This window comes from Cytobacillus stercorigallinarum (genome assembly GCF_014836495.1).
GTDB lineage: Bacteria > Bacillota > Bacilli > Bacillales > Cytobacillaceae > Cytobacillus > Cytobacillus stercorigallinarum.
Window position 1 is genome coordinate 80,938 of sequence record NZ_JACSQT010000001.1, and the last position, 12,243, is coordinate 93,180.

A 12,243-nucleotide genomic window follows, 5' to 3' on the forward strand; every position below is an offset into this window, starting at 1 on the left:
GACTATAGAACATTGCTAAAAGGTAAATAGCCATTAAACAAATGGGTTTTGACAGATTTTGCAGGTATCGTGGAAATGGATGAGACTTATTTTCTGTACTTGGAAAAAGGGAAACGCAAAATTGATGGTCGAAAGGCTCGTAAACGAGGTATTAGTAAAGAACAAGTTTGTATATTGATTGTAAGAGACCGTCAGAAGGAAACGTATTCGAAGGTCGTTGGTCAGGGTCGAATTGTAAAATCCCGACTGGAAGAGGCAATTGGCACTAAACTGTCTCCTGCAAAATCTACCGATGCTTGGCGGGCATGTATGACTTACGTAAAAGAAAAGACGTGTCCGAGGCGTTTATCATATCCAAAATGTGAATAGTTATCACAGTCGTTCGAAGGGCTGGATAGATCGGTTTAATGGCGTGGCAACGAAATACCTTGACCATTATTTGAGTTGGTTTCAATTTCTAGACCAATTAAACATCGAAATGACGACACGACGGTTAGCAAGATGATTGTTGAAGGTTGTCTGTTTTCAACGGATGCTACCTATGATAAACTTTGGATATCAGAATTTTCCAAATGAGTACCGAAGCTTATTTCGTTATAGGAAATATTAATTAAACAAAGAGGTGGGGGGATTATATGATTTTACATACAAATATTACAGGTGAAGGCGAACCCTTAGTTCTCATTCACTCTGGAGGAATGACTGGCTTGACCGAGTATCAGGAACAAAGTGAATACTTTTCAGCTAGGAACTTTAAAGTAATTAGACCTGATTTAAGAGGACACGGAAAGTCTGTTGGAGAAATCGATAATTACTTTAGTCGTTGTGTGAAAGATTTAAATGACACCTTGGAATTTCTGAATATTGAACAATGTCATATTGCAGGAGTTTCAATAGGTGGAGTCGCTGCTTTGCTTTTTGCTAAAGTATATCCTAATAAGGTTAAGTCTCTCAGCTTTTCTGGGATATTTCCAGTAGAACCTGATAATTGGACAGAACTTTCAAGAGAAGAAGCTGCATCCTATGAACAATTGTTTAATAACGAAGAAGCCGTATCATTCTTAAACGAAATTCACGGAGAAAATGATTGGAAATTGTTACTTCAATCCTTCAATGGTGAAGATTTCTACCCCTTTGATAAAACAGGTGATGTATCTGATATCAAAATCCCAACATTATGTATTGTTGGCGAAAAGCAAGAAATAGAAGTTTCCGCCGCTATAACCTACAAGCAATTAAATGATAATATTAATATATCTGTTATTCCTTTTTCTGGTCACTTGGTACATAGGGAACAACCAGATTTATATACTAAAACTTTACATACATTTCTTAACAATATTATCAGTCTGTAAAAGTAATATAATTTACATTCTGCTTAGAAAGTCGATTACTTATTTATTTAATCTTCTTGAACTTAAAGGGAACTCCGAGATAAATATGGAGTTCCCTTGTATATTTTATAATATCAAAATTATCATTTAACATAGCTTAATTTTTAAATAAATCACTTGATAAATATCGTTCACCTGTGTCACAAACAATGAATACAACGACATCTTCTGGTGATAACCTTTTTGCGACTTGAATCGCTGCAAAACAGGCTGCCCCTGAAGATGGGCCAACAAGAATTCCCTCTTTTCGTGCGAGTTCTCTTGTTGTTTGATACGCGTCTTCGTCTGTGATTTGATGTATTTCATCATAGACATTTGTATTTAAGATATCTGGTATAAAGCCAGGACTTGTCCCTACTAATTTATGTTTACCTGGTTCTCCACCGGAAAGCACAGGCGAACCTTTTGGCTCTACAACGTGGATTTGGAGCCCCTCATAATAATCTTTCAATACTTCCCCTGTGCCTGTAATGGTTCCCCCTGTCCCTGCAGTAGCAACGAAAGCAGACAAACTCTTACCTATTTGTTTCATCCCGTCAATAATTTCAATAGCGGTTGAATGCCTATGGGCATCAGGGTTAGCATTATTTTCAAATTGCATAGGGATAAAGCTATTAGGAATTTGTTTAGCTAATTCTTTTGCTTTTCTGATTGACCCAGGCATTTTTTCATCACCAGGTGTGAGAACCACTTCTGCACCGTACGCCTTTAATAAATTGATTCTTTCTTTCGTCATCGTATCGGGCATTACTAGTATGCTTTTATATCCTTTAGCGGCCGCATTCATTGCTAGACCTATGCCTGTATTTCCGCTCGTTGGTTCAATAATGGTAGCCCCTGGTTTTAATACCCCTGCTTGTTCAGCTTGTAGAATCATATTATATGCTGCTCGGTCCTTTACACTTTTGCTAGGATTAAAAAACTCTAGTTTCCCATAAATAGTAGCCCCATTTTCAGGTCCAATTTTATTTAATTTCAATAGGGGGGTGTCGCCTATGAGTTGCGCTAAGTTTTCAACAACCTTCATTCAAGTCGCATCCTTTCTTCAATGCTTTACTCTTTATTATAGTTATATCATATTTAACCTATCCGTTATAAAGGAATTTGCTTAAAGGCAAACATGACATCATACCTACGGAAAAATACTGAAATTCTTATCTGTTCTGATAAAATAGATATAGATCAATTAGGAATTGGGAGGATAGAGATGAAGAAAGAGAGAAGTCCTCATTACTTTTATGCGATTAGTATACCAAGAAATATACAATTAATCATAAAGCAAAAATGTCTAGAAATAGAGGCTAATTACCCATTTAAAGATTGGGTACATGAACGTGATTATCACATTACTCTTGCTTTTTTAGGGAGTGCTCCCTCAGAAGTGTTGGACGAGATGAACCGATTGTTAGTTAATGATCTAAAAAATATTTCCTCGTTTAACTTGTATCTTGAAGGTGTGCAAACTTTTGGGCTTAAGGAACGCCCTCGTATTCTCTGGTGTGATATACATAAAGAAAAGCAATTACATGAGATTCAAGCAATTGTTACTCAAGTCTGTGAAAAGTATGGATTCCCACGGGATAGAAGAAATTTTACGCCACATATTACATTAGCTAAGAAGTGGCAAGGTGAAAATCAGTTTACACATCTTCCATCTATTATGGAAACACCATTATCATTTGAAGCTACTGAAGTGGGTCTTTATGAAGTAAATACAGAGGAAAAACCAAAATATAAGAGAATAGCAACATTCTCATTAAAAAGTTAAGGGGGTAGTAGGGTGGGGCAGTTAATAAAAATTATCGATTGTATTTCACGATATGAGCAGAATATTTATTTATATCCCTCTAGATTTGTAAAATTAAAAAAGCAACAATGGGAACTGTTGTTAACTCGTTTTGAAGAAGAAGGAAAAGAGTCCCAACTCTTAGAGGAAGAACCATCTCAATATCATAAACCAGGCTTGAAGGATAAGTTGCTCAATATTGTCAAAAGAAACAAGGAGACAATGATAGAAGAAGAGATGGCTGAAGAGGAACCGAATCATAATGAAGAGTCTTTTTCGTTTACCGCGGACTATCATGTGAGACCTACCTCAACAAAAGAACTTAAGCAAATGTACCTCGATCAATTATTTCGCACACAATTAAAGTGGGCAAGCTCGACCTTGTTTTCTGAATCGTCTTTACCAAGAAGTTACTATTATAATGAACAGTTAAAATACTTGTTACAAAGGTTTCCTGATACATTCCTTATCCTTTTTATGCCGATACTAAAACTAGGTCAAGCACCGGTTTCTCTTGATACAATAGTTCTCACACCGACAGAAGTAATCTGTCTTCATTTTTTAGACGGTGATGAATTAACGGCTTATACCGGAAGTGGTGGTCGATTTTGGTTAGCTAAAAAAGAAAATGAGCAGAAAATTTTAAACCCATTGATCTCATTGAACCGAACAGCTGCAGTAGTCAAGAAAATTTTGGACAAACATGTAGTCACTTTACCTGTTCAAAAGGTCGTTCTTTGCCGAGATGGCTATATTGATTACCCTACAGTTCCATTTGATGTTACTTTAATTGATCGGAAAGCGTATCAGTCTTGGTTCATAAATAAAAGACAAACAAAAGCACCGCTAAAAAGTCAGCAGTTATTAGCAGCACAAGCTTTATTGACTTATGCGGAAAGTATATCATTTGAAAGATCGGAATGGAGTGACATAGGAGAAGGGTGACATTTTGAAAGTCTATTAGGCTAAACAAGCACTTAAATCACTGTTGAATAATATAGATGATAATGGAGGAGAGTTTGATACAAGAAAAGTATGCGGACTAAATCACACAATTTGTGATTGTAAAAATAATATGGGCTAATGATTTGTTGTCCAAGTTACCTATAAAGTGAATCGGTTTATAACCAACGACAATCGAACCTGAGACTTTTGATGGCGTTACATATGTATTTCCGCAAACGTCATGAGTATAGGAAGTGACGACACTTCATGACTTTCTATCTCCATTCGCGCTTCTCGTTTGAAGCTACACCTAAAAGATACTTCCGAACTAGCAAAGAGCATAACCATTAAATGAAGGGATGGGGGAGTAATATGAATGATAGTAAGAAAGCGTTCTATGCGTATTTAGATCGAGTAGATTTAATCACTTTATTACTTCCTTATGATTATCACCAAGGCCAGTCAAAGTGTTTTACTTATATCCATCGTGATGAAAGATTCGAGCTTGTGATAGAAGGAATAGAAGAAATTAATGATTTTCGTAAATACTATTGTTCTTTTCCTCATCCTTTTCCATTTGGGGTGATATGTTATATAGAAAGTGAGCATGGAGATGTAATTGAGGTTGATATTGGGTCGGTGACACGAACACCTGAATTTGATGAGCTCTTCAAATACGAAGGATCTCTTGGATATGAATATCAGCCACATGCTACGACTTTTAAAGTATGGGCACCAACAGCAACTGCCCTACAATTAGAGTTACAGCATGGCGATGAAACGGAAATGATTGATCTAATTAGGAAACAAAAAGGCGTTTGGCAGGTTACTGTTTCAATGGATGTGCATGAATGGCGTTATTGCTACCACATATGTGTGAACGGGGTTTGGAGAGAAGCTGTAGACCCATATGTAAAAGCAATTACTCCGAATGGGCATTTAGGTGTCATTATTGATGAGAATCGATATAAACATCCAAAAACAGCCCGCCCACCCTTCTCAATAATGACAGATGCCATTATTTACGAAACGCATATTCGTGATATGACCATTCATCCAAATAGCGGTGTCCACCACAAAGGCTTATATAAAGGCTTAACTGATGCGAACACTTCTAACATAAAAGGAGATTCTACAGCGCTCAATTATATGAAAGAATTAGGTGTAACACATATAGAATTTTTACCATTGAATCATTTTGCGGGAGTTGACGAAACAAGACCAGATGATCGTTACAATTGGGGATATAACCCTCTTCATTTTAATGTGCCACAAGGAAGTTATGCCTCTAATCCTGCCGCTCCCTATACAAGAATCAATGAATTAATCGAACTCATTGATGTCATTCATCAAAATGGGATGAGGGTCATTTTAGATGTTGTTTATAATCATGTGTATGAAAGAGAAACTTCCTCTTTTGAAAAATTTGTTCCAGGCTATTATTTTAGACATGATCTAAATGGGACACCATCAAATGGAACAGGTGTCGGAAATGATATCGCATCTGATAGGCAGATGGTAAGAAAGTTTATTGTTGATTCGATTACTTATTGGACCAACACTTTTAAGGTTGATGGTTTTCGATTTGACTTAATGGGTATTTTAGATGTGAAGACGATGAAACTTATTAGGGAAACGTTAGATAGTATTGATTCGACAATCCTTATGATTGGTGAAGGTTGGGACTTAAATACTCCTCTCGCTAAAGAAGAGAAAGCGAATATTCATAATCAAGATAGGCTTGGTGCCATTGCACAATTCAATGATCAGTTTAGAGATGGAATAAAAGGGAATACATTTAATCTATACGATTGTGGATATGCGCTTGGTAATCACTATTACTATCAAACAGCTAAAACGGTATTAAAGGGGAGCGTTGGTCAACAAGGGATATTTAACGAGCCATTTCAGACGGTAAATTATGTAGAAGTACATGATAATCATACTTTATGGGATAAAATCCATATATGTTTTCCTGAAGATACAGATGAAAGTAAACGACTAAGACACCGATTAGCAACAGCGATGGTTCTTCTGGCACAAGGAATCCCTTTCTTGCATAGTGGTCAAGAGTTCTTTCGAACAAAAAAAGGGGAAGGGAATAGTTACCGTTCACCAGATTGTGTGAATCAATTGGATTGGATGGCTAGGAGTAAATATAAAGAGAATGTGGAATATGTAAAAGGGTTAATTGCTTTTAGAAAAAAATATGCGATTTTACGCTTATCTAGTACGAAGCTGATTAATGAAGCTGTAAGTTTTCTAGATATCGAAAAGCCACTGCTGGCGTATTTACTTTCACATCATAAATTTAATGATGACGTATTATGTTATTTTAATCCAACTGAAAAGGAATATAAGATTACCTTACCAAATGGGGAGTGGCAGCTTTATGTCACTCAAAATCAAGCTTCTCCTCATTCGTTAGGTAACTATTCTAATATGACTTTGCCTCCATTTTCCTGCTATTGTTTTGTTCAGGAAAAAGTAACTTGCTAAAAACTCTTGAAAGAGATAAAATTTATAAAGATAGCTATTGTTGAATTTGTATCAATAGCTATTTTTATTTTCAGATGAAATTTTAAGTGAGAAATTGTTTAATACAGCTATTCATAAATGGCGTAGTAAATTGCAGGTGAACTATTTTGGAAAATTTTTTCGGGGATGACTGGCGGATTATCCCGGCTGGTGGTGCAACTGGAGAAGCCTATTATGCACAACATGATGAACAGCGATTATTTTTAAAAAGGAATTCTTCTCCTTTTCTAGCCGTGCTTTCTGCTGAAGGAATTGTCCCGAAGCTTGTTTGGACGAAAAGGATGGAGAATGGAGATGTATTTACTGCTCAGCAATGGATGAGTGGGAGTGAGCTTAGGCAATCGCAAATGAATAGCGAGCGCGTAGCCAAGCTGTTAAAGAAAATTCACTCATCAAGACCATTGCTTGCCATGTTAACTAGGTTAGGAAAATCGGCCATTCATCCAGAAACAGTATTACAATCACTATTAACGGAATTGGATCAAGACTTATTGGAAATTCCATTAGTAGCTGAGTCACTAACATTTTTAAAAGACACAGTGAACGCGATTGAAACGGATGTAGCAACTGTGTGTCATTGTGATGTGAATCATAATAATTGGCTATTATCCGAGGATAATCAATTGTTTTTAATAGATTGGGATGGAGCAATGATCGGTGACCCGGCCATAGATATTGGCACATTATTATATGCCTATATTCCATATGAGCAATGGAATGAATGGCTTCAGTTATATGGCATGGTGTTGACGGAAGATTTGCGATTGCGAATGAAGTGGTATGCATTGTTCCAAGCCTTGGATAGTATTCAATGGCATAAAAGTAAATTCCGTTTTCAAGAAATGAATAATCTAATCCAAGGGTTGGAAAGAAGGCTTCATTTAGATTATATAAGTTGATTCATTGTATCGACCCATTGTGAGAGATCCTCTTTGCTAGAAGAAATATGCTCGTTTAGATTAGATGATTCAATACCGTTTTTACTATATTGATCGACATCGTTTAATAAAGGAAGTAAATCTTGATGGACATTTTCTTGGTTTTGTAGGGATTGTACAAGCCTAGCAATTTGTTCACATTCTGATTTGGAGCCACAGGCATCTGTGTGATGGTTCCTTAATAGATCCTGCAGCAATGTTAATTGGTCTTTTTGACTAATCGGCATTTTACTCACCCTTTTTCTTTTTATGGAATCACAACTAGATTGTGATTCCTTTCGTTTTTTATACATACAAAAACGTGTAATTATCAGGGGAGGTTTGAAGTGAGTCTTTTCATCAGGTGATGTGTGTCCTTTCAAGACTGCATAGTATGATACTCCTTTTAAAGGAGCTTGCACACTTTTACATTGCATGTTATCTTTTGAAAGATGAATTGAATATAGAGGTGTAATTATGCGACAAAGAAATAAACCGTGGGCGAGAGAAAAACTTGCCAGTTATCCACAATACATTATCCAAGAGCCAAAAGAACAAAAAGGACAGTGGCAAGCGTGCTTTGGAAATAATCGTCCACTTCATATCGAAATTGGCACGGGAAAAGGTCGTTTTATTACTGGAATGGCAAAACAGAATCCTGAGATTAATTATATTGGGATTGAATTAGCTGAGAGCGTCATCGTAAGTGCGCTTGATCATATTATTGAAGAAGAGCTACCGAATGTAAAATTGATGAATATCGATGCAGCAGAGTTACGTGAGGTATTTGAGAAAGGTGAAGTTGATCGTATTTATTTAAACTTCTCAGATCCGTGGCCTAAAAAACGGCATGCAAAAAGAAGATTAACTTATCAAACATTCTTATCTCTTTATGAAGATATTCTACCTCCACATGGAGAGATTCATTTTAAAACAGATAACCAAGGTCTATTCGAATATTCTTTAATGAGTTTCTCCCAATACGGTATGATATTGAAATATGTCAGCTTAGACCTTCACCAAAGTGATTATGAAGGAAATATAATGACAGAGTACGAGGAAAAGTTCTCTAATAAAGGTAGCCGTATTTTCCGATGCGAAGTGCAATATCGTTAATGTAAGAATGCCACTCAGAAATAGATAAAGGTCTTTATCGTCATGTTTTATGGATGATAAAGACCTTTTTCACTTCTATAATCATGATTCTTTGAGAATATACGTACACAAGCAAAGGTGAAAATGGATGAATTGGGTCCAAGGTTTAAGTTAGGTCTCTGGCATACAAACCTTTAACGGAAGTCAACGGATAAGAGAGCTTCTAAGTAGCGATGAATCAGCTATTCTCATCCTTGCTTCACAGCTTTTTAGTGACTATACCAATTGGCTTAATTGGACTTGTTTTTTCTTATTTTTAAAATGAAATACTGTATATAATTAAATTTCTTAATATTGCGTATATATGGTAGACTAATGGTGTGAAAGGGAGGGGAAAGAATGGATACTTTACAAATAGACGATATAAAATTAACTTGGCTCCGTGGTGGTGTTAATCATCTAGATGGGGGAGCGATGTTTGGTGTAGTGCCGAAACCGTTATGGTCAAAAAAGTACCCCAGTAATGAAAATAATCAAATTGAGTTACGAACAGATCCAATCCTCATACAATGGAATAATCAATTACTGTTAATTGAAAGCGGTTTAGGAAATGGTAAGTTTACAGATAAACAAAAGCGGAATTTCGGTGCATGGGAAGAATCATTTATTGAAGAAGACTTACGCCAACTAGGGTTTACAACGTCTGATATTGATTATGTTCTCATGACACATATGCATTTTGATCATGCTTGTGGTTTGACTAAATTAGAAGGAGAATCCTATCATTCTGTATTTCCGAATGCGAAGATTATTTGTTCGCAAACCGAATGGAATGAAATGAGGAATCCGAATATTCGCTCACGAAATACGTATTGGAAGGAAAATTGGCAAAGTATACAACAACAAGTAGTAACATTTGATAAAGAATGGCGTATGGGACCGCTTCAAATGATTCATACAGGCGGCCATAGCGATGGACATAGCATCATTATCATTGAGGGGAAAGAAGAGTTGCTTATACATATGGCCGATATTATGCCAACACATGCGCACCAAAATGTGCTATGGGTATTGGCGTTTGATGATTATCCGATGGATTCTATCTCTGCCAAACAAGAGTGGATGAAGATTGGATTGGAAAAAGAAGCCTGGTTTAGTTTTTATCATGATGCCTTTTATCGAGCGGTTAAATGGAATCAAGCAGGAAAAGAAATCATTTCAGAAATTAAAAGGGAAAAATAAAGAATGAATGCCTGTGCCCATCAACGCATCTGCGTCGATGAGGCTTAGGCGCTCATTATAGAACAAATTAAATAGGGTAAGCATCAATAATGACACCTGTTTTTGCATCGGCAACAAATTCATATTGCTTCACATCTTCGCCAGTATATCTGGAGATGCCTCCTTTATACACTTCATAACTTAATTCTTCTTTTTGATAAGGTTCTTTTTCCATATGAATCCATGAACCACTTATTTCTCCATTTTCTTTGAAAGCATCTTTTGCATTTTGTAATGCCTTCTCAGGTGACGCTGCTATTTTCTCTGTCATTACTTCGCGCGTGATATATCCGCCAACAATGCCGACACCTACACCCAAAACAAATGATTTCCAGCTCATAATTAAACCTCCATTAGTAAAAAGTAACTACATAATTTTTTAGATGTTTTTTGCTAGTGCTAATTGCTTCACTTTTATCTTAGCAAAGATTTGAATATTTAAAAACCAATAACATTCCTAGGTGGCACGCGTCATAAAAGTTATGTAGAATGGTAATATACATAGGATACAATATGCTCAAAATAATAGGAGTGGGAAATAATGAATGAGAAGACCTTAGAACTATTTAAAACATTAACAGAACTTCCCGGTGCAGCTGGTAACGAACACTTAGTTAGGAATTTTATGAGAGAAGAGCTAAGTAAATATTCAGATGAAATTGTTCAGGATCATTTAGGAAGTATTTTTGGCGTGAGAAAAGGCGCAGAAACAGATCCTACGATAATGGTTGCAGGTCATATGGATGAAGTTGGTTTTATGGTAACAGCTATTACAGACAATGGTATGATTAGATTTCAGACATTAGGTGGCTGGTGGAGCCAGGTATTATTAGCACAAAGGGTACAGATTATGACTGACAATGGACCAGTAATTGGAGTGATCGGTTCCATTCCACCTCATCTTTTAGATGATGCGGCAAAAAATAAGCCAATGGATATAAAAAATATGTTGATCGATATCGGGGCTGACAATAAAGAAGATGCGAGGGCAATCGGCATTAAACCAGGACAACAAATTGTTCCGATTTGTCCATTTACACCAATGGCGAATCCGAAGAAAATTTTAGCGAAAGCTTGGGATAATCGCTATGGTTGTGGTCTTGCCATCGAATTGCTTGAGGAGATAAAAGATGAGAAACTGCCTATTAATTTATGGTCTGGTGCAACTGTACAAGAAGAAGTAGGCTTAAGAGGTGCAAAAACAGCGGCTAATATGATTAACCCGGATCTTTTCTTTGCGCTTGATGCGAGTCCTGCCAATGATATGACTGGTAAGAAGGATGAGTTTGGACAGCTAGGGGAAGGAACATTGTTGAGAATTCTTGATCGCTCAATGGTGACACATCGTGGTATGAGAGAATTTATTCTTGATACGGCTGAAAGCCATCAAATTCCATATCAATACTTTGTTTCTCCTGGAGGAACGGATGCAGGCAGTGTTCACTTAACAAATAATGGTGTCCCAAGTGCAGTTGTTGGTATTTGTTCAAGATATATTCATACGCACGGTTCGATTATCCATGTGGATGATTATGCTGCTGCGAAAGAACTACTTGTCACATTGATTAAATCCCTTGATCGCACAACAGTTGAAACCATTCGTCAAAACAGTTAGAATTTCAAATAAGTAACATGGGACTTCTTTACAAGAGGTCCTTTTTCAATTTTACAATGGCAAATGAGTATAACAGGGTGATTTTTAATATATCTATATCTAGGAGGGGCTATCATGAAGATCTATATTGGATCGAAAAACCCTACAAAAGTACAGGCAGTTAAAAACATTTTTATTGAGAATAGTGAAGTTATTGCTGTTGATGTTGCATCTAATGTAGCTAAACAACCAATGACTGATCAAGAAACGATTCAAGGAGCAATTAACAGGGCGAAGGGAGCCTTATATGAAGGCGATGGAGTGATTGGTATCGGCCTAGAAGGTGGTGTGCAGCAGACAGATTATGGTCTATTCCTATGTAATTGGGGTGCGCTTGCAGTAGAAGGACATACGCCAATTGTTGCAGGTGGAGCAAGAATTCTTTTACCCGATTCTATAGCACAGCGTCTGATTGAAGGAGAGGAACTGGGACCAGTCATGGATGATTTTACGAATAAAAATAATATCCGTAGCCAAGAAGGGGCAATAGGGGTATTTACAGCAAATGAAATCAACCGCGAAGAAATGTTTACCCATCTTGTGAAGCTATTGTATGGTCAATGGCAATATCGCAATAGAGGTGAATAAAGCCTTGGTGATAAATGGTTAAAACCAGCCCGTTTTATCTTGTGG

12 protein-coding genes and 1 pseudogene are annotated in these 12,243 nt (G+C 36.7%); 10 read left to right on the plus strand and 3 right to left on the minus strand.

Going from position 1 to position 12,243, the window contains the following annotated elements:
• Positions 1–29 precede the first annotated feature (29 nt).
• Positions 30–576, plus strand: a pseudogene (locus H9655_RS00465) (IS1595 family transposase); the annotation flags it as partial.
• A 59-nt stretch (positions 577–635) separates the two neighbouring features.
• Positions 636–1,355 carry an alpha/beta fold hydrolase gene (locus H9655_RS00470; protein WP_191809851.1) on the plus strand — a complete coding sequence of 240 codons (720 nt, stop codon included), beginning with the start codon at positions 636–638 and terminating at the stop codon, positions 1,353–1,355.
• Between the two features lie 136 nt (positions 1,356–1,491).
• On the opposite strand, the gene cysK is transcribed toward H9655_RS00470, so the two are convergent.
• Positions 1,492–2,421 carry a cysteine synthase A gene (gene cysK / locus H9655_RS00475; RefSeq protein WP_191809853.1) on the minus strand — a complete coding sequence of 310 codons (930 nt, stop codon included), beginning with the start codon at positions 2,419–2,421 and terminating at the stop codon, positions 1,492–1,494.
• A 180-nt stretch (positions 2,422–2,601) separates the two neighbouring features.
• Between cysK and thpR the strand changes: the two genes are divergently transcribed.
• From thpR to H9655_RS00495, 4 genes are all read left to right on the plus strand, one after another.
• Positions 2,602–3,162, plus strand: coding sequence for an RNA 2',3'-cyclic phosphodiesterase (gene thpR, locus H9655_RS00480; RefSeq protein ID WP_191809855.1), 561 nt, complete (start codon positions 2,602–2,604; stop codon positions 3,160–3,162).
• A gap of 12 nt (positions 3,163–3,174) precedes the next feature.
• On the plus strand, positions 3,175–4,125 hold the full coding sequence (locus H9655_RS00485; protein ID WP_191809857.1) for an NERD domain-containing protein: 951 nt from the start codon (positions 3,175–3,177) through the stop codon (positions 4,123–4,125).
• 372 nt (positions 4,126–4,497) lie between these two features.
• The gene (gene pulA / locus H9655_RS00490; RefSeq protein WP_191809860.1) at positions 4,498–6,624 is read left to right on the plus strand and encodes a type I pullulanase; all 2,127 of its coding nucleotides are present in this window, start codon (positions 4,498–4,500) and stop codon (positions 6,622–6,624) included.
• A 146-nt stretch (positions 6,625–6,770) separates the two neighbouring features.
• The gene (locus H9655_RS00495; RefSeq protein WP_191809862.1) at positions 6,771–7,562 is read left to right on the plus strand and encodes a phosphotransferase family protein; all 792 of its coding nucleotides are present in this window, start codon (positions 6,771–6,773) and stop codon (positions 7,560–7,562) included.
• Here H9655_RS00495 and H9655_RS00500 read toward each other — a convergent pair.
• Positions 7,550–7,894 carry a YtzH-like family protein gene (locus tag H9655_RS00500; RefSeq protein WP_225230351.1) on the minus strand — a complete coding sequence of 115 codons (345 nt, stop codon included), beginning with the start codon at positions 7,892–7,894 and terminating at the stop codon, positions 7,550–7,552. The two genes, H9655_RS00495 and H9655_RS00500, sit on opposite strands and share 13 nt — an antisense overlap.
• A 163-nt stretch (positions 7,895–8,057) precedes the next feature.
• Between H9655_RS00500 and trmB the strand changes: the two genes are divergently transcribed.
• Positions 8,058–8,696: a tRNA (guanosine(46)-N7)-methyltransferase TrmB gene (trmB, locus tag H9655_RS00505; RefSeq protein WP_191809866.1), complete on the plus strand. Its 639-nt coding sequence runs from the start codon at positions 8,058–8,060 to the stop codon at positions 8,694–8,696.
• A 378-nt stretch (positions 8,697–9,074) separates the two neighbouring features.
• Complete coding sequence (locus H9655_RS00510; protein ID WP_191809868.1) at positions 9,075–9,917, plus strand: YtnP family quorum-quenching lactonase; 843 nt, start codon at positions 9,075–9,077, stop codon at positions 9,915–9,917.
• 67 nt (positions 9,918–9,984) lie between these two features.
• On the opposite strand, the gene H9655_RS00515 is transcribed toward H9655_RS00510, so the two are convergent.
• The gene (locus H9655_RS00515; RefSeq protein ID WP_191809870.1) at positions 9,985–10,296 is read right to left on the minus strand and encodes a PepSY domain-containing protein; all 312 of its coding nucleotides are present in this window, start codon (positions 10,294–10,296) and stop codon (positions 9,985–9,987) included.
• 201 nt (positions 10,297–10,497) lie between these two features.
• Here H9655_RS00515 and H9655_RS00520 point away from each other — a divergent pair, with 201 nt between their 5' ends.
• Positions 10,498–11,571, plus strand: coding sequence for a M42 family metallopeptidase (locus H9655_RS00520; RefSeq protein WP_191809872.1), 1,074 nt, complete (start codon positions 10,498–10,500; stop codon positions 11,569–11,571).
• Between the two features lie 114 nt (positions 11,572–11,685).
• Entirely contained in the window at positions 11,686–12,198 is a 513-nt protein-coding gene (locus H9655_RS00525; protein WP_191809874.1) for a DUF84 family protein, read from the plus strand.
• Positions 12,199–12,243: the final 45 nt, after the last annotated feature.

What these genes read in the sequence shown, in the direction of transcription:
- H9655_RS00470 (WP_191809851.1), top strand. Translation starts at nt 636, where the DNA reads ATGATTTTACATACAAATATTACAGGTGAAGGCGAACCCTTAGTTCTC.
- cysK (WP_191809853.1), bottom strand. Translation starts at nt 2,421, where the DNA reads ATGAAGGTTGTTGAAAACTTAGCGCAACTCATAGGCGACACCCCCCTA.
- thpR (WP_191809855.1), top strand. Translation starts at nt 2,602, where the DNA reads ATGAAGAAAGAGAGAAGTCCTCATTACTTTTATGCGATTAGTATACCA.
- pulA (WP_191809860.1), top strand. Translation starts at nt 4,498, where the DNA reads ATGAATGATAGTAAGAAAGCGTTCTATGCGTATTTAGATCGAGTAGAT.
- H9655_RS00500 (WP_225230351.1), bottom strand. Translation starts at nt 7,894, where the DNA reads ATGTATAAAAAACGAAAGGAATCACAATCTAGTTGTGATTCCATAAAA.
- trmB (WP_191809866.1), top strand. Translation starts at nt 8,058, where the DNA reads ATGCGACAAAGAAATAAACCGTGGGCGAGAGAAAAACTTGCCAGTTAT.
- H9655_RS00510 (WP_191809868.1), top strand. Translation starts at nt 9,075, where the DNA reads ATGGATACTTTACAAATAGACGATATAAAATTAACTTGGCTCCGTGGT.
- H9655_RS00515 (WP_191809870.1), bottom strand. Translation starts at nt 10,296, where the DNA reads ATGAGCTGGAAATCATTTGTTTTGGGTGTAGGTGTCGGCATTGTTGGC.
- H9655_RS00520 (WP_191809872.1), top strand. Translation starts at nt 10,498, where the DNA reads ATGAATGAGAAGACCTTAGAACTATTTAAAACATTAACAGAACTTCCC.
- H9655_RS00525 (WP_191809874.1), top strand. Translation starts at nt 11,686, where the DNA reads ATGAAGATCTATATTGGATCGAAAAACCCTACAAAAGTACAGGCAGTT.